Source organism: Rhodothermales bacterium (assembly GCA_017643395.1).
Lineage (GTDB): Bacteria > Bacteroidota > Rhodothermia > Rhodothermales > UBA10348 > JABDJZ01.
Genome location: JAEPNP010000005.1, coordinates 212,341 through 235,809, shown reverse-complemented (window position 1 = coordinate 235,809; position 23,469 = coordinate 212,341). Strand labels below are relative to the sequence as shown.

Sequence of the window (23,469 nt, the reverse complement as noted above, 5' to 3'; positions counted from 1 at the left end):
GAACGATTTCACCACGGATCCGGGATCCATCATGAGGGGAGGGGCAGCTCGCTGGGGTCCCAACCCACGTCAGGTCACCCGTGGCCGCACGTCTCTAGGCTGAGGCCCGCGCGTGGCCCGCACTGCTCCGGGCTAAGGCCCGCGACTGGCCCGCACACCTCAACAACAGCGCGCTAAGTGGTGTAGTTTGCCCGGCACCCGCATCCAATCTGGCCACTGTCCATGCTGCGTCTCTGCGCGTTGCTTCTCGCCGTTTCTGTCGCCGCACTCGCCGCGTGGCACCCCGCTCAGGCACAGCACCGGATCCTGGTCAAGTTCTACGCCAGTCCGACGGTTGATAGAGCGGTAAATGACTATCGGCCCGCGTCATTTGGCGAAGCACCTGCGGCAAAAGCACCGTCGCCATGGACAGGATTGGCAGAGGTAGACGCTACCCTCAGAGACCTGCAGGCGACGACAAAACGCGCCCTTATCCCCCGCCTGGCGCAAGACCACATCGCCCGAAAACTCCCGGCACGCAAGACCGACCCGCACGCCTCGACCTGGACCCTAACCGAGTTCCAGTTCCCCGAGCACGCCAGCATTGACGTCATTCTCGCCCGCCTCAACGCCCTCCCCCAAGTAGCCTACGCCGAACCCCGCCAAACCTACCGAGCTCTTCCATACGCCCACGCCCCAGCACAGACCCCAACTCCAAAAAACGCGGGAGCACACCATTCAGGGCTACCACACCCAGCGGAGGCGGCCACCCCGGACGATCCGCGTTTCGGAGCCCAATACGCCCAGCACAACACCGGCCAAACCGGCGGCACCGCCGACTCCGACACCGATGCCCTCGAGGCCTGGGACATCAAGACCGGCAGCCACGATGTGGTCGTTGCGGTCATCGACTCCGGCATCGATTACCTCCACCCGGATCTGGCTGCCAACATCTGGACGAATCCCGGCGAGATTCCGGCCAACGGCATCGACGACGACCAGAACGGCTACGTCGATGATGTGCACGGCTATGATTTCTTCCACGGCGACTCGGACCCGATGGACGATCAGTTTCACGGCACGCATGTCGCCGGCACGGTCGGGGCGGTCGGCAACAACGGTATCGGTGTCACGGGCATGGCGTGGCAGGTCAAATTGATCGCCGTCAAGTTTCTCGGGCCGGGCGGATCGGGCAGTGCGGCGGAAGAGGCGGTCGCCTATGGGCTGGTCACCGGGGCGCCCATTTCGAACAATAGTTGGGGCGGCGGCGGGCAGTCGGAGGCGATGGGCGATCTCCTGCAGCTGGCCCAGGATTCCGGTCACCTGTTTGTCGCCGCCGCGGGCAATGACGCGACGGAAGATGAGCATTTTCCTGCGGCGCAAGCGGTTGCGATGGCAGTCTCGAGCACCACCCATGACGACCTCGTTTCCGACTTCTCGACGCATGGCACCTGGGTAGAAATCTCTGCTCCCGGCTCGGCCATTCTGAGCACGTTCCCGGCGGAATCGTACAGTAGGCTCAGCGGGACATCGATGGCCTCGCCGCAGGTGGCGGGCGCCGCGGCACTCCTGAAAGCGGAGCACCCGGATTGGACCGCCGACCAGATTCGTGCCCGCCTCAAGGACACCGCAGACCCGATCGACCACCTGAATCCCGGCTACGAGGGCAAATTGGGCAGCGGACGGCTGAATGTGCATCAGGCCCTGCTTCCGGCCACCCCAAGACTCCAGATCACGAGCGTGCGTGTGGACGATGATCAATTTGGACTCAGTTCGGGCAACCTGGACGGCGCCGCGGGACCCGGCGAGACCATAGAGCTTTGGGTACGTCTCTCGAATGTGGGGGCTCAGTCCGCTACGGCCGTTTCCGCGAGATTGTCCGCGAACGCGGCCCAGGTGCAGACCGGATCCGCGACCTACGGGGATATTCCCTTCCTGACATCCGGCGCCGCCAGCGGCGAACCGTTCCGGCTCTTTGTGCCCTCCAGCGCGACTCCCGGTCAGGCCGTGGATCTCACGATTGACGTCACGGACGGAGACGGGAACAGCTGGACGCTTTCGTACGCGTTGCCGGTGGCCGAGGCCACGTCCATTACCGGCGTGGTCACGGAGCGGGGAACCGGCAGGCCGATCCCCAATGCGCGGGTCAGCTTTGACGGTTCACGGGCAGACTTCGCCCTGACCGATCACGATGGTGCGTACGAAATCTCTGGTTTGCTGAGCGGCGATATCACATTGACTGCGTCGGCAACCGGTTTTTCGCCTTCCGCACCGGAAGGTCTGCATTTGACTGCGCCGGCCGTGCAGGATTTTCAGCTAGGAGCACCAGAATTGCGAATTGCCCCGCCAGCTGCGGCCGAATTGGCCTGGGGTGAACAAGCCACGGTCAATCTGACCATCGAGAACGCCGGCACGGACGATCTACGAGCCGACCTGATCGAATTGCCGGCGGGCTCGACCCTACCCGTCCCCACGGTGAAGGTGGCCGTGGTTCGTAGTGCGTCGATCGCCGGTGGCGGCCCGACCTGGACCGCCCTTGAGGCAGTAGGCAGGCCGGTGGCCGTCTCCATTGATGCGGCTGCACTGAGCGGCACCGTGAGCGCGGGCGTGCTCAACGCCCTGGCGCCGGACGTGCTGTTCATCGGCCCTCCGGAGCCGGGCGATGCGCTCACTGCCGAGGAGATCGCCGTGGTGCGCGCGTTCGTCGAGGCAGGCGGCGGCCTGGTTGCGGCCGGTGCACTGGACTCCGACCTGGCGCCCGCCCAGACGGAAGTGCTGGCAGAACTCCTGGGTTTCGAGCCGACGCTCGAGTACATCCTGGAAAGTGAGCCGTCCCGATTCTCGCATGGGCCGGGTGGCGGTCTCGGCAGGCGCATTTCGTTTCCATACGCCCCGGCCGCGCAGGCGCGGACGCGTCCATTCGATGCGTCCTGGACGGACGCCGTCGTCACAGCCGATCTGGCCGGCCAAACCGATGACGGCGGCGGCGTGATCGCAACCCATGGCAGGCGGGTGTTCTTCTCCCACGCTGCCGCGAATTCGTCCCGCGAGGCAGATCGGCAGCTTGTCTACAACGCGATACTGCACGCCGCTTTTGACGTGCCGTGGCTCGGTGTTCAGGAGGGCAACTTCACCATAACGATGGGAGAATCGGCCACGGCACCAGTGATGCTAAACGCCGGCCTTCTGGGGCCGGGCGCAATCGGGTCAGCGGCACTGCTCGTAGACTCAAACGATCCGCCGCAGCAACTGCTGCCGATTCAGCTCAGTGCGAGTGCCGCAGCACAACTCGCCTTCAGTGTGAGCGCCGACCTGCGCGCGGGGGAATCCGCATCCCAGATTCAGATAATCGTGTTGAATCTGGGTACGGAGCCCGCGCCCACGACGTCCCTGGAGGTCACGACAAACAGCACATATGTCGGGTTTTCCGTTCAGAACGCCGGTATTCCGGTACTTCAACCAGGCGAATCGTTTACGGCGCAGGCAAGTGCGGCCGTTGCTGCAGACACACCGGATGGCACTCCGGTATTGATGAGTCTGGAGGCAGCGGCCTCGGCGGGCATGACCTGGACCGGGCAATCGCGCCTTACAGTCTCGCGAACCAGCACCGTAAGTGGGACCGTTGTGTCAGGCACGGGTGCCATCGCCAACGAACCGGTATCATGGACCGGCACCGCGGCCGAAGGTCAAACCACCTCGGGTGCGGACGGATCGTTCACGGCGGAATTGCCTGACGGGGACTACCTCATCTGGGCCGGCGGCTCGGCCTACGCCGAATCGGTCAGGCGCCCGATCAGCGTGCCACCCGACACCGCGGGACTGCGCTTCAGCCTCACTCGACCCGGCCTTGAGATCTCACCGACGGCAATCACCAGCGAGATCGCACTCCATGACACCGAGACCCAGGCCCTGACACTTTCCGGCACGGGCGACGCAGCAGTCAGCGTGCACCTGGACTGGGTGCCCGGTGGGCTGAACTCGCGGTACGGCGACTTTTTGTTCGATCCACCCCCCGCGCCAGACCCGGTTGCAGGCCCCGACACCGATTGGATCTGGGGGCGCCTTTTGCTGCTAAAGGAGGATGACCCACTCGGCAATCCGTTCACCGAGGCGCTGCTGGACGCCCACGGAGTGCCCTATGACGTGATGCCTGCGGCGGCAATGGGCAGCCTGGACCTCAGCCCCTATGACAAGATTATCCTGGTTTCAAACCAGCCCACCGAGTTTGCCAGTGGGCTGGAGACGCATCGGCAGTGGCTGGAGGACTGGGTCAGCGCCGGCGGTTTTCTCCAACTCCACCTGGCGTTCAACAACCATTTCGAGCCACTCGTCGGGGGCCTGCGCAAGGTGCAGCAGTTTGTGTTCGGAGACGGGGCGATTCTCGACGCGGCACATCCCACGTACTCCGAACCCTGGGCGATTCAATCGGTCGGTGACGACAGTTTCCCGTTCGCCGATACCTGGTTTACCGAGGTGCCGGCGGGGGCCGATACGCTACTGGTCGGGGCGACCGAGGGACAACCGGTGACGGTCGAATTCCCCTTTGGAGACGGCGCCATCCTGGCGACAGGACAGTTGGTCGAGGATGATCTGCTCTACTTCGAGAATATGCTGCTTTACCGCCTGGGTCGGCCGCGATGGGCGGATCTGTCGGGGCGCCGGGCAGCGCGTATCGAGTCGGGCGAAAGTGCGGCGGCGCTTGTAGCTACCTCCGGTCGTATGCCGGGGGACGATCAGGAGGCCCTGCTCCGCGTGCGGTCCACGGATCCGACGCAGCGCTCGATCCTGGTGCCGGTGGCGCTCACCGCGCTGGATGTCGGCTTGCCCGTCGTGCGATCAGTCACCGTGCTTGATGACGACGGTGCGCTTGATGCCGGGCAGGAGGCGGACCTGCTCCTGGAACTCTACAACAGCGGCACGGCAGACTACGAGGCGCTGAGCGTGGATGTCGCTGCCACGGGCTTGTCCGTGATTTCGGTCAGTCCGGCCATGCTGGCTGTACCGGCGCAGGGAAGTGCCGATCTGACCGTCCGAGTTGCGGCGGACGCGTCGACGGCAGATGGCACAGAGGCGGAGCTGATAGTGTCGGTCACCGACGCGGGCGGTCGCACGCTGGAGCTGCAGGCCGCGGTTGTCGTGCAGAATGACAACGAGGCGCCGCCGCAAACGCAGGATCTGACGCTGGTAAGGGCCTATCGAACCGGGGCCGTGCTTCGATTTACCGAACCCACGGACGATGCAACCGGCGGAACGGTCGACAGCCTGGAATTTCGATACTTCGAAACGCCCATCGACAATTTTGACTTTGCCACGCCGCTCGCCACGGTGCCCGGCGCGGCGGGCGGGCAGGAGCGACTGGTAGCACTCGATCTGCCGGAGGGCTTCAGCAATTATGTCGCCTTTCGGGCCTACGACGACGCTGGAAATGCCTCCGGTATTTCGAATTCTGTCTGGGTCGAAACGCAATCGGTACTGACGGTCGATGTGGTCGGTGCCTATCAGGGGTCGGACGGCCTGGTAGGGGCCGGAGAAACGATCTACCTGACGGCGGAGGTGTCGAGCGCGGGCGGATCGGTGGTGGATGCCGTCACCGCGCAGGTTACCGGAGGCTATTCGGATGGCGGCGTTTATGTCGCGTATTCCGGGTTTGTCGGCCAGGTTGGGCCAGACCCGACCACCGTGTGGCCGCAATTCACGGTCGGATCCGAGACACCGGTCGGTACCGAGTTGGCCATTCGCCTGTGGTTTTTGGGGGACGACGGCTACCCGATCGACGTGCACGACTACCCGGTCACGGTCAGAGCAGGGGACGATACGCCCCCCTTCATTTCTGACAATAGATTCCTGGCGCGCACCTATGCTCTTGGCGACGCGGTCACCGTTTCAGGCAATGTCTACGAGCCCGGACCGGTCGCCACAGTCGGCGCCCTCGTGATGGAGAACGGCGAGGAAATCGCTCGCGTGCCCATGAGCCGGGGCGAAGACGGGCGATGGGCCGGCAGTTGGACCACGGACCGTGTAGGAGACTTTGAGGTTGCCTACGAAGCGAGCGACTCGGCAGGAAACACGGGAACGGCCGAGGGCGGCGCGTATCAGGGTTTCACCACGCGAGGGTTCACGCCCGCCGCTCGCAATCTCATCGTCGTCGACGCTGTCAACGGCTATGGAGATGAGGCCGGACGGCGCGTGGCGTCGGTCGCCGAAACCGCCGGTCTCAGTGTCGATACGTGGCGTTCCTACGTGCACGGCCGCGATTTGTCGGGCAATGTGCTATCTGCCTACGACGGATCGATCATTTACCTCGCCCCGCAGGGTAGCTTCTCGACGCTGACGAACTTCCTGCCGGAAGAGACCCGCATTTCGCTGGCAGGCCACATGACCCAGGGCGGCTCTGTGCTGCTTGCAGCCGCGGGCATACCTGCCGCGCTACCGGCGGATTGGTTGCTGGAGTGGTTCGGCGCGTCCGCGGTGGGTGAGGGCGCCGGTACCGCCTCCGGCGTCGCCGACGATGTCGTGGGTGCCGAGTTGACCATCTCGACGACCGGAGACGCGGTGGCTGGCGGAGACGCTACGGTCATGAGTTGGGAGAATGGGTCTGCCGCTGCGGTCCGCTACGACAGCGGAACACACCGCTCTGTGCTGGCGGGATTTCACCCCGCGGATGCCACTGATGGGGAAGCCGGTGCACTCCTGCGCGCTGCCGTGACCTGGATGAGCGGCGACCCGACGGACGACGTGCCGCCGTCGGCTGTTGCCTCGCTGCGGGCGGCCCGTGTTGCAGACGACATCGAGCTTACGTGGTTCGCCCCCGGAGACGACGGCACGAGCGGACGGGCGATGGGCTACCAGCTGCGATATGCCGCGGAGCCTCCGGGCCAGGACTGGGCCGGGTGGTGGGAAGCCGCAACCCCGGTTGATTTGCCGCGCCCATCGGCTGCGTTCACCGAAGAAACCTTCGTCATATCCGCTTTGGCGGACGGTCAAAACTGGTTTTTCCTGCTTCGGGCCGAGGATGACGGGCGCAATCTGAGCCCCTTCAGCAACCTGGCGCGCATAGCGCCGGGGCATCCGTCTTCCGTGGGCGTGGATGAAGGCCGTGAATTGCCTGAGCGTGTTACGCTAGACGCTCTCTATCCAAATCCGGCCGCGACATCGGCGCGCATCGGCTTTGGCTTGCCCGAGCCGGTGGACGTGCGCATGGAAGTCTTTGACCTGCTCGGTCGGCGCGTAGCGTTGGTCTCGGAGGAGCCGCGCGGCGCGGGGTGGTTTGAGCAGGTCCTGCAGGTGAGGACGCTGGCAGCCGGCGTGTACGTGGTCCGGTTGCGAGCCGGTACCGAGGTGCGTACCCGGCAGTTGGTGGTGGTTCGATAGGGTAGCGGTTTCGTTTGGCGGTTATAACCGTCAAAACGCAATAAAAATCGTGCTATCCGCGGATTAAACCGTCTAAATACCGCGGAGTCCGGGAGTCCAACTGAAACCTGGGCGCTCCCGAGATCGTATGGCGGATAAAACCATCATTGGGCATCAATAAGGTCCGTAATGACGGATAAAACCACATACTTCACATCAGACGCCGAGCTGCTCACTCTCCTCGGGAAGCGGCTCCGCGGGTTGCGCAAGGACCAGGGCCTCACGCTGGAGGAGGCCGCCGACCGCGCATCGCTCAACAAATCCACGGTGGTGGGCGCCGAAAAGGGCCGGAATCCTACACTGCTGACGCTTCTGCGATTGCTGCGGGTGTACGGGCGCATCGGCGCGGTCGCCGACTTCATCCCCGAGCCGGAAGTCAGCCCCCTTGAGCTGGTCGGCCGTGGCTGACCCGAGCGCAGTCGCGGAGGTTTGGCTCTGGGGCCAGTTTGTCGGAGCCGTCGCCGAAATGGAGGACGGGCGCATCTTCTTTGAGTACAGCCAGGACCACATCGCCCGGGGTATCGAGATTTCGCCTCTCAACGTGCCGGCCAGACCAGGCGTATTCGCGTTTCCCGAACTGGCGCGCCGGCCGGGGTTCAACGGCCTTCCGGGTGTGCTGGCAGACGCCCTGCCCGACAGCTTCGGCAAAACAGTCATCCGCACGTACTTCACGTCGCGGGGCGAAATGCAAAAGGCGCTGAGTCCCGTGCAGCACCTGCTCTACGTGGGACCCCGGGCCATCGGCGCGCTGGAATTCCGGCCCGCGGCGGATCTCGAGACGCGGCCGCAAGACGAGCAGGCTCTGGAAATCGCAGCGTTGGTCCGCGACGCAAGACGCATTGTCGAGGGTAAAGCGGATATCGCCGTTCCCGAGATCTACCGAATCGGCAGTTCCGCCGGAGGGATGCGCCCCAAAGCGGTAGTGCTGCACAACAACGGCGTGATCCGGTCGGCCTTCGCTGATCCGCGGCCCGGGGATCAGCCGGCCATCCTGAAGTTCGATGGGGTCGATCCCAACGCAAGCCCCGGGCAGATGGGAAAACCGCAGCCGTTCAACCGGGTGGAGGCGGCCTATGCGCGCATCGCCCGGAATGCCGGACTAGGTGTCGTGGACGTGCGCATCCTGGAGAGCGATGATGGCCACGCACATCTGCTGATTCCGCGGTTCGACCTTGGGGAGGACGGCACTTCGCTGCACCAGCACACCCTGGGCGGATTGCTGCACGTGGACTACAACGATCCTGCTGCGAGCAGCTATGAAGAGTACCTGCGATCAGCCCTGGCGCTCGGCATGTCCGGCGGCGCGCTGCAGGAGGCATTTCGTCGCATGGCGTTCAACGTACTCGCGGTCAATCAGGACGATCACGTAAAGAATCTGTCGTTCCACCTGGGGCAGAACGGCGTCTGGCGACTAAGCCCAGCGTACGATTTGACGTTTGCGCGCGGGCAGGGGTGGACGCGGTGGCACCAGATGCGCGTGAACGGCAAAACGAGCGGTATCGTGCTCGCGGACCTGCTGGAAGTGGCACAGACCTTTGCGGTAAAACGACCCAGGCAGATCGTAGAGCGGGTAGCGGATGCGCTTTCGCGGTGGGAGTCAGCGGCGGCAGAGTGCGCAGTTCCGGGCGATGCGACGGCGGCGATTTCGGCGGCGCTGAAGGAGCGGCGGGAAGAGGTGTTCGGGTGACCTGACCGCGGCGATTTCGACCGCACTCCAGGAGCGGCGGGAAGAGGTGTTCGGGTGACGAGGCCGTGTCCGGGTAGCGGATGGTGTCGACACCATGCTCCCATGCTGGATCCGGACCTTCTACCTCGCTGAGGTCAGTTCTACCTCCCGCTCTGCCTCCTTGCGCGCCTTCTCGAATTGCCGCTTGGCTTTCTGGCGCTCACTGCGGAGGGCATCAATTGCGGCCAGAACACGCTCTCGTGACAGCGTGCCGCGGGCTGCGGGGTCTTTGATGGTTCGATACTTAGCCATAGTGCCTGTCTAGGGGACTGCAGAGCCTCGATACGTGGATTGCTCCCACTTGAACAGAGGCAGGAGGCAAGATACATGTAACTGGTATCGGCTCAAGTCTATTACTTCTCAATACGTGTAAGTCCTGAAAAGTTAGACCGTTGGGTGTGTTCTTTGTGTGATTCACCGATCGTTTTCGGCAGGAGGAGGGTCGGGCGGGTCCCGAAGCCAGTCGACCAGGATGGCGACGAAGTCGTGAAACCCCAGGGTGTCCGGTTCGAGACCGAGATTTCTACAGATGACCGGCAGGTCCTCACGAAACTGGGTGTACAGCTTCGAGATCACTTCCCAGCCCCGAACCCTGGTACGGTCTGGATCCGGAAGTGCACGAATCCAGTTCCGGACCTGTCGGATCAACTGGTCGACCCTGTTGCCGTGCGCCATCACCTCGTACCCGGCCAGGTCCGAGATGAAGTCGCGGTATCGATACTCGGAAACGTCCAGGATGGCGCAGGACTTCTGCTTCTGGCGCTTACCCCCAAAGGACCGGGCACCGAGAAACATGCCCAACTCCAGCGGCATGTTGAACCGCGGAAGGCCCGTGTCGAGGTCCAGGTCTGTGCGGGAAATGTCGTGAATGCCGTAGCGACACGAGCCGATCAGGTCCTTCAGTTTGGACATGCGGTCTTCGGCACCGTTGAGCACGGCCTTCGAACTGACCACGACCAGTCCGCAGGCGGTAACCGTGAAGATCAGCGCCTCGAACATCTCGGTGTAAGCGTCATCGAACGGGCAGTTGACGAAGACGCGCAGATCATATTTAGCGTGAGCCATTCGGACGGCGCACGGTTGGGTTTCGGGGGGTGCCGCCGCGCGGCCTGGCTCTCTCAAGCGCCGTCAGACGGGTGCTCATCGAGTCCACCTTTGCCGTCAGGACGTTGATGCGTTCCGTGGTATGCTCGTCGTTTACGCTCGCGGCCGTCTGAAGCGTGGACGAGGCCCACAGAACCACGACGATCAGAGTCACTCCCATCAGGCCCACCCAGGCCACGAAAACAAAGAAGCTCTGACGAGCCGACCGCGGCATGCGGGTCAGAAAATTATCGGAGTCGCGCGGCATTGAAAATGGTGGTGAATCGATCAAAGACGTAGTACAGCGAGCCGGCAGTCGCCAGCGAAAGACACAGCACGACCTCGCTGGTAGTCGGATCTGCGCCGGCCAGCACGTTCTTGAGCAGTACAAGAAGTACCAGCAGGAGGCAGGACCACATCGGCACTGGCCGGATCGCGCTTTCTCTCCAGCGACGGGTCGCCCTGGCGGGCGTGTTGGCCAGCTGCACCCTCACATCGGCCGCCATCTCCGCGAGCACGCGATCCCGAGCATGACCTTTGAGCTCCAACAGCACCGGGCCTTCGCGCGGAAACCATTGCAGGGCCGCAAGCCAGGGAAGTCGCGCCCAGTCGGCAGACCCGCCGCGCACGGGGTAAACCAGTCCGCCATCTCCCCGCAACTCCCGGATCAAGGGCACCTCCCTCTTCAGGATGTATTCGGAAGACAGCCAGTACCCGGATACGAGCAGGACCGCCATGCGGCAGTCGGCCAGTGCCTCACCGATTTCAACGTCCCATTCCTGCCCCACGGCGATATCCTCGTCGGACCAGACCATGCCGTGCGTGCCTCCGGACAGATGCCGGACCACATCGTTCATGAGGCCCTTGTTCTTCCTGCTGTAGCTGACGAAGATCTCGCGGTACATCGGATTCAGGGCAGGTGGGCTGGATCTACCAGCTTGTGCGCGGCAATCCGGCCGAGATGGAGCAACTGGTGTACGTGGTCGGGCTCGTCCATCTTGCTCAGCTCCGAGAGCTGGGTGGCGGTCACGTTCATCACGCCCAGCTGTGTCTGCATCCACTCGACGTCAAAGAAGACGTTGTAGCGCACGTACGTCAGCAGCTCACGCCCTCCGAGCAATTCGCCGGCCAGGTCCCCGACGGCCAGGTCAATGGGGCGGGCGGTGGGCGACTCGGACACCCACTGCATGATGGTTTCCACCAGTTCCGCGCAGTCATCCATGAGGGATTTGAGCGCTTTGATGGCCACCGACGCCGAAACGCCTTTGGCGGAAGCACCAGGCACCTTCGAGCCCGTGCCGAGGGAGAGCATAAACAGGTCCTCAGGTCCCATCGTCCATCCGAATCCATGTCCGCTCATGGTTGCCAACATGAGCAGCTGAAGCGCAGGATTGTTGTGTGGGCTCACGCCGCCATCGACGAAGCTGCCCGAAAAGGCCCGGCCCTGGTGATCGCCGACAATGATGTCTTCCGGCTCGAAGAAAGAAGGAGCCGCAGTTGAGGCCCGAACCACTTGAGCCAGGGAAAAGTCCTTGTTGGGAAACGGTACCGTGCCCGCTACGGGAGCTCCACTGTAGAAGCGTCCCCGCGGATGATTGTGGATCGGCCAGGCGCTGCCGGAGTCCAACCGTTTGGTCATCACGAGCAAGCCCGTGCGAATCTCGGGATCGCTCAGTTGCATGGTGCCGAACTGCCTGGTGAGCTCCCGGCGCAAGGGGCCGGAAGGAAACTTCTCGAACAGGAGTCCGCCTCTGAGTGCAGAGCCCCGGAAGACCTTGCTGCCGAGGTCCTCATACAGGGCGATGAGGTCCTTTACGTGCATCCCGGTGGACAGTCCGGCGGCAAGAATGGACCCGGTCGAGGTGCCGCCGATCAAGTCGAAGTAGTCGGCCAGTACAAAGTCATTCCGGTCGGCTCGCTCCTTCAGAATCTGTTCCACACGCTCCAGGAAGCCCAGAGTCAGAATGCCCCGTATGCCTCCGCCGTCCAGGGACAGAATTCGTTTGGGGGCCTCGGAGTCCAGTCTGTCCAGAAGCGCCATCGCCGTCTCTTGTAGTCCTGGAGAGACTATTTGCCCGTGCCGTCATGGCGCAATGGCGTGCAGACACTAATGTGCATGGCAGTTTTACACTATCGAACAGGCAGGGAGACACTATTCGGCGCGCGCCGGCTTGCGCATCGAGATCACGGTTCGTACGGTTTTCCGGATAGGAAGAGGGGAGAACGATGGCGACCTGCTTCGTGGTTATGGGCTACCGGACCAAGTCCGATCCGGATACCGGAAAGGAGTATGATCTGGACAAGTCGTACCGCCAGCTCATCAAGCCGGCGGCCGAGGCGGCGGGCTTTTCCGTGGTGCGGTCCGATGAGGTCATTCGCCCCGGTCGAATCGAGCGACAGATGTACTACTGGCTCTTCCATGCCGACCTCGTTATCGCAGACCTGACCACGCTTAACGCGAATGCCATGTACGAACTGGGTGTTCGCATGGCATTCCGGCCGAAGGCGACGATCGTTATTGCGGCTGACGACACCAAGATCCCCTTCAACCTGAGCCAGGAGCGGTTCTTCACCTACTCCCATCACGGGAAGGCACTGGACGCCGACGAGGTGGACCGATTCCGGCCCCTGTTGGCGGATGTTTGCCGCGAAGCACGCCGGGCGAACGAGCCGGACAGTTTGATTTACACGCTGCTTGGAGAGGAGCTCATTCCGCCGTCGTGGCAAGGCGGCCCTCCTCCCGGTGGGCCTCATGACACAATTCCCGCCCGGGAATCACTGGCCGGAATCATGGCGCGGACCGATGAGCTCAAGGCCCAGGGGGACTGGACCAGCGTGGTCGAGCTGCTGCGTGAACAGCCGGACAACGACCCGTGGATTTCGCAACAGTTGGCGCTGGCGCTCTACAAGCGGAACGAACGCGACGGGCAGCCGGCTCCTGTCGCCGATCTGTTGGAGGCCAGGACGGTACTCAGCGACCGGCTGGACCCTGCAGGGAGCACCGATCCGGAGACCCTGGGGATCTGGGGCGCCATTCACAAGCGTCTCGCAGAACACCCGGACCGGTCCCATGACGAGCGTATGCAGGATCTTGAGCACGCTATCACCTCCTACCGACGCGGCTTCGTGCTTCGCGACGACCACTACAACGGTGTCAACTACGCCTATCTCCTCCGCCTGAGGGCAAAGGAATTCTCGCCTGACCCGAGAGAAGCCGAAGTCGATCAGTTTCGGGCTGTGGAGGCCTGGTCGAGGGTGCGGGACCTTACAAAGGATGTTCTGGACGCCGATCCAGCGGACGGAAGTCCCGAGCTCTTTTGGCGCGGTGCTTCGCTGCTGGAGAGTCTACACGGACTGCAGGACCCGAGCGAGGGTCTCATCCGCCAGAAACTCGAGGCCCTTCCACACCAGGACTGGATGATGGACTCTGCGAGGGGGCAGTTGGAAAAGCTGGACGTGTTGCTTGGGAGGGGAGGGACGGAGTCGCCGATGATGATGTGAGGCCCCTCTAAATGGGCATCGAAATCCGCACCACCGTGCCCACGCCCGCCTCAGTAGACACCTCCGTCTCACCGCCGGCCGCCTCCACGCGGTCAACCATGGTGTGCATCCCCCGCCCGGTCCGCCTGACCGCAGGCGCAATCCCTCGGCCAGCCCGCTCCGCCGCCGCCGCAATCCCGCGCCCATTGTCCCGGACCGTAACCTGAACGCGCCGGGGCCACACCTCCATGCCCACATCCACGCGATCCGCCCCTGAGTGTTTGGCGACGTTGTGAAGCGCCTCCCGAACCGCCAGCAACAGGGCGCGCCGCCGCAACGGATCCATCTCCTGGGTCATCGGACCGCCCGACACCTCAAACGCGAATGGGATATCGACCAGGATCTCCCCTGCGGCATGCTCCAGGCGCTCGCGCAGGTCCCGCACCGCGCCGTGTCCGGTGGCAACCAGCCAGATGGTATCGCGCAGGTTCTGAATCGCGCCCCTAGAAAAACTCGCCAGGCTGGTCAGTGATTCTTGCTGCTCGGGGACCCGCCGCGCCAGCAGCTCCAGCCGCAAAGCAAGTGAACCCAGCTTGCTGCCGAGATCGTCATGCAGGTCGTTGGCGATGCGGTTGCGCTCCGCCTCCAGGCGCCTGATCTGGCGGATGCGGTACTGGAACGCGGCCGCCGTCATTCCTGCGATCAGCGCCAGCATCAACCCACTGAACCACCATGTTTGCCAGAACGGGGGGCGCACGGTCAGTTCGACGGCAGGCCCGGGAGCGCCCCACAGGCCATCCCGATTGGTGGCCACTACCTCAAACCGGTAGGAAGCGGGACCCAGCCGGGCAAATCCGACTTCCGCATCGTCCGCCGGTGTCCAGCCGGATTCGCCGCCCGACAGTCTGACCCGGTACCGCACCTTCTCGGGCGTGGCGAAGGACAGGTCCGAAAAGCGAAAAAGCACATCGCCCTCCTGGTGGCCGAGGGAGATCGTACTCCACGCGCCTGGCGGCACCCTGCGGCCTCCAACCAGAATGTCGGTCACACGCGCCATGGCCGGGGTCGAATCGACCACAATGCCGGCTGGATCGAACACGGTCAGTGTTCCGTTTGGCCCGCCGAGAGCGATGTGCCCGGAGGCGAGGCGCGTGCGCGCGCGATACTGAAACGTCTGCTCCAACACGCCATCCAGCGGGCCAAATCGTGCGATTTCCAGCGTCGAGGGGTCCAGGACGGCGAGTCCACGACTGGAGGACAGCCAGAGTCGACCGGACTCGTCAGGCACGATTCCGCCGACGTCCGAGTTGGGTAATCCGTGCTCTTGCGACAGCCGCACCACCCTGCCGGAGGTCGGGTCAAATCGATTCAGACCGGCGTCCGGCGTGCCCAACCAGAGCATGCCGTGCGCGTCCCTCACCACGGAACTGACCAGGGGCCCACTCAAGGACTCCGGATCATCGGGGTCGTGTGCATGGAATGCAGAGACCGCGCCATCCGGCCCGATCCGCGCCAGGCCCAGCCCCGTGGCCACCCACAACGTGCCGTCCTCCTCCTCGACAAGCTGCCAGATGTCGTCCGAATCCAAGCGATGGGCACTGAGCGCTCCCCGCCGGCCGTAGCGATGCCGAACAACGCCGCGCACGGGATCAAACACTACGAGCCCATGCCCGCGCGTGCCGATGAGGAGGTCTCCGCCAGCTCGTCGCGGGTGCAGGAACGTGACCCAGCCGTCGGCGCTGTCGGGGGGCAAATCGAGCGCCACGCGGTCCAGGATGCTGCCGTCAGCACGCAGCCTGAAGACAGAGTTCCTGCGCCCGAGGGCCCATAGCCCGCCGTCGTGGTCATAGCCGAGGGCAGACACCGAATTGAGCGGGTGGTCCGGGTCTGCATACCGTTTCTCAAACACACCGCGCTTCGGGTCCCAGTGCGCCAGACCGCCATACATGAATCCGACCCACATCGTGCCCGGCCGATTCCTGTCCTCCAGAATGCCGAATACGTTGCTCGGAGGTGGTCCCTCCGGGTTATCGGCGGCGTGGTGGACTTGGGCGAATCGACGGGCGGGTCGTTCGATGGACAATCCGTTGGCCCAGGTTCCAATCCAGACCAAGCCCTCGCGGTCGAGCGCAAGCGTCTGAATCGCATCATCGGCGATGCTCTCCGGACCGGTGGCCGACAGGCGATGCGTGACCGTCAGCTCCGCGTCCAGTACATCCACCCCGGCGTCGCCCATGCCCACCCACACTTCAGAGTCTCGAACCAGCACACTGCGCACATCCTGGCTCGAAATGCCCGCGACCGGTTGAATATGCAGGGTCAATTCGGTGCCTGAGATGCGGATTTCCGCTTCTTTCAGGCCGGAGTCTGTGGCGATAACGGCGCGCTCCGGAGACAGCCAGGCCATGGAAACGGGCCGCGACAGATCTGCCCCCGAGACTTGTACCGGCACCGGGACCATGTCGGGCAGGCGGAGTGCTGCGAGGCCGAGCTCAGACAGTACGAGGACCAGATTTGGCGCCTGCGGAACGACCGAAAAACCGGAAACGCTCCGACCCAGCGGGGAGGGCGGGCCGCGCAGGGAATCGGCCCCCGGGAACAGGGTCAGGAGGCCCGCCCCGTCTGTGCCTACCAGCAAAATGCCGTCGACATCCAGAAGACTCAACACGTGACGGGCGGCTGCCTCATCGGGCCCCGGAATGCGCTCAAACGCGTCGTCAGCAGGGCGAAATCGATGCACACCGGCCAGCTTCGTACCGACCCAGACGGCCGCGGAATCGTCGGTCGTTCGTGCCAACGATGTGATAAACCCGTCTCCCAGCGAATCCGCCTGCGCCGAAGACGCCCGGTAAATGCGATGATGACGCCCGTCAAACCGTGAAAGACCGATCTGCGTGCCGATCCACATGTAGCCCGGGCCGTCCTGCAGCAGGCTCATGACCGTGTAGTTCGGCAAGCCGTCATCCAGGGTGAGCGATCGAAATCGCGGCGGGTCAGGTTCGGGCGATGGCGCCTGCGCCGCGACCTCCACCGAGGCGACCAGCTCCAAGAGGGCCAAGAGAGCTACAAGTCGAATGCGGCCGGATTGAGCGCTTCTTCGGGCAGCCGGCGGGACAGCCAGCCGAGCGAGACGGGCACATCGTACAGCCGTCCCGGCGCGAGTCTCCTGAACCAGGGGCGTAGACCGGGGACGACGACCTTCACGCACGATATTTCGAGGGGGCTTTCGAAGTCCACCACGATAACGTCCAGGCCGAGTCGTGCCAAATGCTCGGCGGGGTCCGAAACGGGTCCACGGTCAGCCCGGGCCGCCTCGGGCTGCGCATGCAGGAAGGGCTGATCGTCCCGCCGGCTCCATGCAGAAGCTCTCACCGGCGATTGGCCAGGTGGCGATTTTCCGCGGTTGACGACGCACTGGGCGAATTCCAGCAAGGCCGAGCGTGCGGCGGAGGCGGGGTCCGGGTGCGCGCCGAAGCCCATCGCCAGAAAACCGTGTGGCGTGAATCCGGTGGCGGCGACGACAGGGATGGCCAGATCGTGCGTGAGGTCCAGCAATTCAGGCCCGAAATCCGACAGGTCCTCGAGCAGCGCCCGGCAGTCAGCGGAATCCGTCCAGGCCGCGGGTACCGGCGGCCTCAGCAGGCGATTGTACCACCATATGGCGACGGCGTCGCGCTCGACGAGTTCGAGTAGCCCGTGCCGCACCGCGTCCGATCGGGTCTCGGCGACCGCCATCCCATTCGAGTCGGCGATGCAGTGCGCGGCGCCCTCGGCCAGGAAGCCGAAGTAGGTCGCTGCCGCCGCCACGCGGCGAATTTGCCCGATTTGGTAGTGCGATGCGCCCGTCCAGGCGAACTTGGTCTGCGCGGTGATCGGATCCGGAACAAGCACGTCCCCGATGGCGAGCGCTTCTCGCGGGGGGCGGCGATCACGGTACTGGCGCTCGCTGAAGAGAAGCGTCGATCGGGGATCAATTGCGCCCGGACCGGCGGCCTCGATCGGGGCGCATTCGAGCGGCCGCTCCGGCGCCCTGGCACAGAGGCGTTCCAGGAGCTCGCCCTGGGCGCTTGCGAGGGCCGCGGCATGTGTGAGTCCCTTGCCCTGGGCGCGGTGGCGCTTTCCGCCGTGAACGCATTCAAGGTCCAGAATGTGGATTCGGGAGCCGATGCGTTCGGATGCGGAAATCCGCGGCCCTCCGCCGAACGTGCGGAGGGCCGACTGCAGGCTCATTCGGGCGGCTCGTTCCAGAAGGCGTGGCAGGTGGCGGTGAAGTCCTTCTCGTCCAGGTCGTCGAGAGGCACCAGCGGAAAATCCGGATCGGGTTTTTCCGGCCAATCGATCTTTCCGTCACTGATGCCACTCTTCCATTCGACTGGGAGCGAGACCTTCCAATTCCCAGAATCAGTTGGCGATAGGTAGACGGCTGAAGACCTTATGTACCCTTTCTCAAGGTTTCCATGGATCAGGAAGGTTGGATCCTCGAAAAACTTCTTGTCGTCTCCTACGATGCTACCTGGTGCCGTTCCATTCGCATGAGCTCGTGCAATTCTTGCGGTGGCGTCGATGATTCCGTCGAGGTCCCGCACGAAAATGATGTGCGGAGTGGTTTGCAGATCGGGCAGCGGTGCGTCAGTGAAGTCGAGGCCTTTCTCGAGTAGGGCGGCCCGCTTGCGCTGGAGTTCTTCCCAGGGGATGCTCTCTGGCTGATCTGTATCGACCGCCTCGTCCGGCAAGTTCGAAAGAGGCAACGGCCAAGGGAGGTACATCGCGTCCTCGGTCAGCACGAAGTCGCCATCCCTGCCCGCCCCAATGTCGCCCGTTCCGCCGTGGTAGAACTTCAGATCCGGGCTGTCGGCCGCCCATTGGAGATCCTTGCCTTTGGCTGTAGCGACTTTCCGCAGCACTTCGATGAGGCTATTCGGATCGGCGACCGCGGCCTTGGCGATATCGCTGCCATCCTCATGGTCCAGGATGCGGTCTGCTAGTCCACCATTGTTCGCGTTGCACACACAGGCTACCGTGCGAAATTGCCGGTAGCTGATGTTCCATTTGTCTTGTGCCATGGATTTAGGGGTCTGGGGGCTACACAATGCGCTCCCGCAGCGCCTTCGCCACGGCTTCGATCCCTGAGTGCACGTGCAGCTTTTCGTAGATATGCTGGATGTGGGTGTTCACGGTGTGCCGGCTCACAAAGAGCGCATCGGCGATGGCCTGCTGGCTCTTCCCGAGCGTCATCTCCCGCAATACATCGGTTTCGCGGTCTGACAGGCCGTAGTCCTTTTCCGGTGCCTCCCTTAGCAAGGAGAGCACTTCGCCGGCCACCAGGGCGGGCATTAGTGTTCCTCCCCGGCTCGCCTCGCGCACCGCGTCCAGGATTTCGTCGATGGGCGAGTCCTTGGGCAGGTAGCCCGACGCGCCAAACCGGAAGGCCGAGAAGATGGTCTCCGTTTCGTTACGGATGGTGAGCATGACGATGGCCATGCCCGGCAATTCGTTCTTCAGTTGCGTGATGCTCTCGAGGCCGCTAGCGCCGGGGAGGTTGACATCCAGGAGCATGACATCCGGTACAGGCTCATCGGCCTCCGCGAATTCCTTCGAGGCCACAAAGGCAAACGCCTCCTCGCACGACCCGAACGAGCGGGAAAGCGATGTCTCCGGGGACAGCTGCAGGACGGAGGACATGGTCGCGCGGTAGTCCGCGTCGTCTTCGACCATCCAGATGACTATTTGCCGGGAGGTTTCCATCATGGCCCCAACCTCGGGGTATTCGCGCGGAGTTGCATCCCGCGATTGCATGAGATCTGCAGACCGCTGGATTCGCTTCCGAAGGGACACGGAGAGTGTAGGGTCCTCCGGTACCCGAGCCATGGCAGGCAGACACTAAACCGGCAGGTCAAAAACGACTATTTCTGGTTCTGAATGCCTCAACCGCGGCATCGGGGGAGGTTCGTTTCTATATATCCGTCAAACAAACCCTCGGATCGATGAAGTGGCTCGCTCGACTCGGCGCCCCTGTCCTCGCGCTGGTTCTCCTCGCTTTTTGGGCTTTCCACATGTGGCGTTACCTCGCTGCGAGCGATGGTGTGACTTGGACAAGCGACGACCTGCTCGACCCGGATGTCATGCTGGCGGCCACCGGGGCGGTTGGCGCTGCCGTGGCAGGACTGGTGGGCGTAGCTGTGGAACGGGCTGCCTGGAGGCGTGCCGATCGGGCGTTCACCGACATCGTCGCGGTGCTCTACTTTGTGGTCTACTGTGGCATTGCTTTTTGGGCATTGGCCGTCTGGGACGGATCTGACGATTCAACCCCTGTGGACGCGTTGGCGGCAAGCTGCTTCGGGATGCTCATAGCCGCTGTGGCGCAGGCTTTTCGGAAGCCCGCGGCACCGGTGCAGGTCCGTGAGAAGTGATCGCTGGCATGGCCGAATACGTGCGATGGGCAGCGCGTCGTCTGTCAGCCCATGAGAAGCGTTAGACTCGTAGCGTTTGTACTTACAGCAGGGTTCGTGCTTGCTGCGCCCGCTCCAGCGCCGGATTCCGCCGCGGGGCCGAATGTCCTGCTGATCATCGCCGACGACCTCAACACGCGCATCGGCCCCTACGCTCCGCCGCACATCCCCGTGCACACGCCGAACCTGGACAGTCTGGCCGCACGCGGAGTGACATTCACCCGGGCATATGCGCAATTTCCTGTTTGTGGTCCTTCGCGCGCCTCGATTCTCTCCGGGATGTATCCGGAGTCCATCGGCGTGACGACGAACGGATTCGAGAACGCCAACCACAAGACCACGCCGGGGCTGGTAGAGCACCCATCGCTCCCTCAGTTATTCCGCGACGAAGGCTATTACACCGCGCGCGTCTCCAAAATCTGGCATATGGGCGTGCCGGGCGGGATCGAGCGCGGGGAAAGCGGATCGGACGACCCCGACGCCTGGGACTTTGCAGTCAATCTGACCGCTCCCGAGACGCTCACGCCGGGCACGCTCGAGACTCTCTCCAGAGGCCCGCACTACGGCAGCAACTTTGCCCGGATGGTGCTGCCGGACGGCGACGAATCCACACAGGCAGATGTGCTGGCCGCGAACCAGGCCATCGCGATCATCCAGAGCCGCACGGGCCGCATTCCGGACGGTGCCACGAACCGTACGCGGCTAAAGCCGGACGCGCCCTTCTTCCTGGCCGTCGGGTTGGTGCGACCGCATGTGCCGCTGATCTACCCGGAGCGGCACGCCCGCATGCATCCCGACGCGGACGCGCCGCTGCCGCACGTTCCCGCCGGCGACCTCAGGGACGTGCCAACCCAGGCGCAGCGCATGAGCAACGCCCGGCGCTACCGAATGAGCGAGCCCGAACAGCGCAAGGCCGTCGCCGCCTACCATGCCAGCGTGTCATTCATGGACGAGCAGGTGGGCCGCATTCTCCGTGCGCTGGAGCAGTCCGGTCAGGCCGGCAATACGCTCATCGTCTTTGTCTCTGATCACGGATTCAACCTGGGAGAGCACAGCGCCTGGCAGAAACTCTCGCTGTGGGAAGACGCGACGCGCGTGCCGCTGATTGTGGCTGGCCCGGCCGTTGGCCAGGGGCGCGCGGAGGGAATCACAGAACTTATCGACCTGTATGCGACTATTGCGGCGGCTGCCGGGCTGGACGCTTCGGAAACGGTGCAGGGGCGGGACTTCTCGCACGCACTTCAGGCACCGGGCAGTCACGGGGGTGGCGAGGCCTACATCATCACAAACGGGGGCGCGGCGCTGCGCACGGATCGCTATCGCTATAGCCGATGGGGAGATGCGCCAGGTGCCGAGAACGAGGAGCTATACGATCATTTCAACGACCCGGGGGAATTCACGAATCTGGCACGCCACCCGGCCGCGCAGGCCACGCTGGACTCGCTGCGCACCCGGTTTGACGCCAAGCGGGCCGCCGTGCGCGCGCATGGTGCCCGATACGGAGTGCGCTAGTCCGGGTCAACCACCTCAAAACGGAATCCGCCCAACTCCACGTAGGGCCGCCACGAGCCGAAGGTGGTAGCCCGCACGCGTCGCCGGATTTCATCGGTCTCCATGTCCGGAGTGATGCGCTCCAGTTCCTGCAGATCCCGCCGTGTGAAGAGGCGATCACCCCAGGTTTCCGATGACGCGGGCAGGCCTTCTCCGGCCAACACCGGTGCCATAACTCCCCGGAAAAGCACAGCCAATTCGGCATATGTCCGTTCGAGCAGGCTCGCCACGGTGTCGTTTTCCGCCACGGGAAATCGACGCACAGCAACGATCGGCCCACTGTCCACCTTCGCCGCCATGTGGTGGCAGGTCACCCCGAACTCATCCACCTCGTCGTACAGCGCCATGTTGTTGCACCCGACCCCCGGATACTCCGGAGAGGCCGGATGGAAGTTGATCGCAGCCAGGGAAGCCGCATCCAGCAGCGACGCCGGCAAGATCCACCGCGCCAGATAGCACACGATCAGATCGCCCGTCCAGCGCAGGCACGCCTCGGGAATCGACTCGCCCCAGTCGTGCAAAAACACATCCACCTCGGCCCCACGCTCACGGCAAAACGAAATCGCCGCATCTACGGACGATTCGCCGCGCTTGGCTATGAAGAGGATTCTCATCGGTCGATGAAGGCCTTCTGGATGAGTCGCTGGTTAATCGGTGTACGGGCGATGGCCTCCGCGATGGCCTCAGACGCGCCGCCGGTTCCGTACGGATTGTGCATGCCGCGCAGGCCGGCGCGAAAGCCGGCCGTGAGTGCCCTTCGGAGTGCTGCTTCGATTCGCCCGCGCTCGGGTGGCACATCGATCACGTTATTGCCGCGGATACGTCCTTTTTGGCGATCTCCGACGTTCACCACAGGCAGCTCAAACAGCGGACTCTCGAGAATCCCGCTCGAGCTGTTGCCGAGCATGGCATCTGCGCACGCGAGCGCGCTGAAATAGCGCGTCACGCCAAAGCTCTCGACAAACGCAGCCGAGTCGACCGACGCCTTGACAAACCGATGCACCGCAGCCGCCAGCGGATTCGCCCCCGTGTCGGCATTGACGCCGGAAAACACATAGAACGCATCGACCGCACGCGCCGCAGCCAGCAGTTCCTTCAGATGTCGCTCCGACTCGTCCCACTGGAGCGTTACCGGATGGAACGTCACCATCACAAAGGGTCGATCCGCCCGTCCGGCGTTGGTCGGGTGCGCAGGCCAGGCGTAGTGCGCCCACAGCTCCTCCCGCGACAGCAGGTCCAGCTGGGTCAGGTTGTCCAGGTTGGGAGAACCGACGGCGTGCACGCGCCAGTCCTCCTCACCCAATTGCCGGATCCGCCGGGCGTAGTCCTCGGTCGTGGCAAAGTGCAGGTGGCTGAGCTTGGTGACGGCGTGCCGGAGAGAATCGTCGAAGGCGCCCTCGGTGACTTCGCCGCCGTGAATATGGGCGACCGGGATGCGGAAGGGGAGGGCGGCGACGGTGCCGGCGTGCATCTCGTAGCGGTCGCCGAGCACGAGCAGCCAGTCTGGCTTGAGGCGGGCCAGGGCCTGGGCCATGCCCCGGGTTATGGTGCCCATCGCCCGGGTGATGTCTTCAGGGGCGTCCGAGATTTCGGTGCTGGGGATCTCCGCATCGATCTCGAATCCCGCCTCAAGGATTTCGGAGCGCGTGGCGCCGTGGCGCTCCGACAGGTGTGTGCCCGTGGCGATAATGCGCAGTTCCAGATCCGGGTGTTCGCGGACGGCGCGCAGGACCGGTCGATAGATCCCGAAGTCGGATCGGGCCACGGTCAGCACGGCCACGCGGCGCTGGG

General features: G+C 63.9%; 17 protein-coding genes. 6 read left to right on the top strand and 11 right to left on the bottom strand.

Features of this window, described 5'->3' with window-relative positions; genetic code table 11:
* Positions 1-222: 222 nt before the first annotated feature.
* The 3 genes from JJ896_15495 (at position 223) to JJ896_15485 (ending at position 9,076) form a co-directional block, all read left to right on the top strand.
* Entirely contained in the window at positions 223-7,350 is a 7,128-nt protein-coding gene (locus tag JJ896_15495) for a S8 family serine peptidase (protein ID MBO6781059.1), read from the top strand.
* Positions 7,351-7,518: 168 nt separating this feature from the next.
* Positions 7,519-7,797: a helix-turn-helix transcriptional regulator gene (locus tag JJ896_15490; protein MBO6781058.1), complete on the top strand. Its 279-nt coding sequence runs from the start codon at positions 7,519-7,521 to the stop codon at positions 7,795-7,797.
* Positions 7,775-9,076 carry a type II toxin-antitoxin system HipA family toxin gene (locus JJ896_15485; protein ID MBO6781057.1) on the top strand — a complete coding sequence of 434 codons (1,302 nt, stop codon included), beginning with the start codon at positions 7,775-7,777 and terminating at the stop codon, positions 9,074-9,076. The genes JJ896_15490 and JJ896_15485 overlap by 23 nt, the downstream gene beginning before the upstream one ends.
* A gap of 120 nt (positions 9,077-9,196) precedes the next feature.
* Here JJ896_15485 and JJ896_15480 read toward each other — a convergent pair whose 3' ends face one another.
* The 5 genes from JJ896_15480 to JJ896_15460 all read right to left on the bottom strand — a co-directional run bounded on the left by JJ896_15480 (position 9,197) and on the right by JJ896_15460 (position 12,239).
* The gene (locus JJ896_15480; GenBank protein ID MBO6781056.1) at positions 9,197-9,367 is read right to left on the bottom strand and encodes a hypothetical protein; all 171 of its coding nucleotides are present in this window, start codon (positions 9,365-9,367) and stop codon (positions 9,197-9,199) included.
* Between the two features lie 162 nt (positions 9,368-9,529).
* The gene (locus JJ896_15475) at positions 9,530-10,180 is read right to left on the bottom strand and encodes a hypothetical protein (protein ID MBO6781055.1); all 651 of its coding nucleotides are present in this window, start codon (positions 10,178-10,180) and stop codon (positions 9,530-9,532) included.
* Complete coding sequence (locus JJ896_15470; GenBank protein ID MBO6781054.1) at positions 10,167-10,433, bottom strand: hypothetical protein; 267 nt, start codon at positions 10,431-10,433, stop codon at positions 10,167-10,169. The genes JJ896_15475 and JJ896_15470 overlap by 14 nt, the downstream gene beginning before the upstream one ends.
* Positions 10,434-10,446: 13 nt before the next feature.
* Positions 10,447-11,103 carry a toll/interleukin-1 receptor domain-containing protein gene (locus tag JJ896_15465; GenBank protein MBO6781053.1) on the bottom strand — a complete coding sequence of 219 codons (657 nt, stop codon included), beginning with the start codon at positions 11,101-11,103 and terminating at the stop codon, positions 10,447-10,449.
* A gap of 5 nt (positions 11,104-11,108) precedes the next feature.
* A complete protein-coding gene (locus JJ896_15460; protein MBO6781052.1) occupies positions 11,109-12,239 on the bottom strand; it encodes a patatin-like phospholipase family protein in 1,131 nt (376 codons plus the stop codon).
* Between the two features lie 185 nt (positions 12,240-12,424).
* On the opposite strand from JJ896_15460, the gene JJ896_15455 reads away from it, so the two are divergent.
* Positions 12,425-13,699, top strand: a complete 1,275-nt coding sequence (locus tag JJ896_15455) for a DUF4071 domain-containing protein (GenBank protein ID MBO6781051.1) — start codon at positions 12,425-12,427, stop codon at positions 13,697-13,699.
* A gap of 7 nt (positions 13,700-13,706) precedes the next feature.
* Here JJ896_15455 and JJ896_15450 read toward each other — a convergent pair whose 3' ends face one another.
* Genes JJ896_15450 through JJ896_15435 form a run of 4 tightly spaced genes read right to left on the bottom strand, consistent with a single transcriptional unit; the run spans position 13,707 to position 19,546 of the window.
* The gene (locus JJ896_15450; GenBank protein MBO6781050.1) at positions 13,707-16,736 is read right to left on the bottom strand and encodes an ATP-binding protein; all 3,030 of its coding nucleotides are present in this window, start codon (positions 16,734-16,736) and stop codon (positions 13,707-13,709) included.
* A gap of 5 nt (positions 16,737-16,741) precedes the next feature.
* Positions 16,742-17,908 (bottom strand): YcaO-like family protein, encoded by a 1,167-nt coding sequence (locus JJ896_15445; protein MBO6781049.1) that lies wholly within the window; start codon positions 17,906-17,908, stop codon positions 16,742-16,744.
* Positions 17,905-18,741, bottom strand: coding sequence for a hypothetical protein (locus tag JJ896_15440; GenBank protein ID MBO6781048.1), 837 nt, complete (start codon positions 18,739-18,741; stop codon positions 17,905-17,907). Before JJ896_15440 ends, JJ896_15445 begins: the two co-directional genes overlap by 4 nt.
* Before the next feature lie 19 nt (positions 18,742-18,760).
* Entirely contained in the window at positions 18,761-19,546 is a 786-nt protein-coding gene (locus JJ896_15435) for a response regulator transcription factor (protein ID MBO6781047.1), read from the bottom strand.
* A 116-nt stretch (positions 19,547-19,662) separates the two neighbouring features.
* Between JJ896_15435 and JJ896_15430 the strand changes: the two genes are divergently transcribed.
* Positions 19,663-20,088, top strand: coding sequence for a hypothetical protein (locus tag JJ896_15430; protein ID MBO6781046.1), 426 nt, complete (start codon positions 19,663-19,665; stop codon positions 20,086-20,088).
* A 51-nt stretch (positions 20,089-20,139) separates the two neighbouring features.
* Entirely contained in the window at positions 20,140-21,639 is a 1,500-nt protein-coding gene (locus tag JJ896_15425) for a sulfatase (GenBank protein MBO6781045.1), read from the top strand.
* On the opposite strand, the gene JJ896_15420 is transcribed toward JJ896_15425, so the two are convergent.
* Positions 21,636-22,292 carry a hypothetical protein gene (locus JJ896_15420; protein MBO6781044.1) on the bottom strand — a complete coding sequence of 219 codons (657 nt, stop codon included), beginning with the start codon at positions 22,290-22,292 and terminating at the stop codon, positions 21,636-21,638. The genes JJ896_15425 and JJ896_15420 overlap by 4 nt on opposite strands.
* A complete protein-coding gene (gene neuC, locus JJ896_15415; GenBank protein MBO6781043.1) occupies positions 22,289-23,458 on the bottom strand; it encodes a UDP-N-acetylglucosamine 2-epimerase (hydrolyzing) in 1,170 nt (389 codons plus the stop codon). Before neuC ends, JJ896_15420 begins: the two co-directional genes overlap by 4 nt.
* Positions 23,459-23,469: the final 11 nt, after the last annotated feature.

Bases quoted from the DNA above. Each gene is read 5' to 3' on its own strand.
- JJ896_15480 (MBO6781056.1), bottom strand. From the start codon at position 9,367: ATGGCTAAGTATCGAACCATCAAAGACCCCGCAGCCCGCGGCACGCTG.
- JJ896_15420 (MBO6781044.1), bottom strand. From the start codon at position 22,292: ATGAGAATCCTCTTCATAGCCAAGCGCGGCGAATCGTCCGTAGATGCG.
- JJ896_15445 (MBO6781049.1), bottom strand. From the start codon at position 17,908: ATGAGCCTGCAGTCGGCCCTCCGCACGTTCGGCGGAGGGCCGCGGATT.
- JJ896_15430 (MBO6781046.1), top strand. From the start codon at position 19,663: ATGAAGTGGCTCGCTCGACTCGGCGCCCCTGTCCTCGCGCTGGTTCTC.
- JJ896_15475 (MBO6781055.1), bottom strand. From the start codon at position 10,180: ATGGCTCACGCTAAATATGATCTGCGCGTCTTCGTCAACTGCCCGTTC.
- JJ896_15465 (MBO6781053.1), bottom strand. From the start codon at position 11,103: ATGTACCGCGAGATCTTCGTCAGCTACAGCAGGAAGAACAAGGGCCTC.
- JJ896_15435 (MBO6781047.1), bottom strand. From the start codon at position 19,546: ATGGCTCGGGTACCGGAGGACCCTACACTCTCCGTGTCCCTTCGGAAG.
- JJ896_15495 (MBO6781059.1), top strand. From the start codon at position 223: ATGCTGCGTCTCTGCGCGTTGCTTCTCGCCGTTTCTGTCGCCGCACTC.
- JJ896_15440 (MBO6781048.1), bottom strand. From the start codon at position 18,741: ATGGCACAAGACAAATGGAACATCAGCTACCGGCAATTTCGCACGGTA.
- JJ896_15490 (MBO6781058.1), top strand. From the start codon at position 7,519: ATGACGGATAAAACCACATACTTCACATCAGACGCCGAGCTGCTCACT.
- JJ896_15425 (MBO6781045.1), top strand. From the start codon at position 20,140: ATGAGAAGCGTTAGACTCGTAGCGTTTGTACTTACAGCAGGGTTCGTG.
- JJ896_15460 (MBO6781052.1), bottom strand. From the start codon at position 12,239: ATGGCGCTTCTGGACAGACTGGACTCCGAGGCCCCCAAACGAATTCTG.
- JJ896_15470 (MBO6781054.1), bottom strand. From the start codon at position 10,433: ATGCCGCGGTCGGCTCGTCAGAGCTTCTTTGTTTTCGTGGCCTGGGTG.
- JJ896_15455 (MBO6781051.1), top strand. From the start codon at position 12,425: ATGGCGACCTGCTTCGTGGTTATGGGCTACCGGACCAAGTCCGATCCG.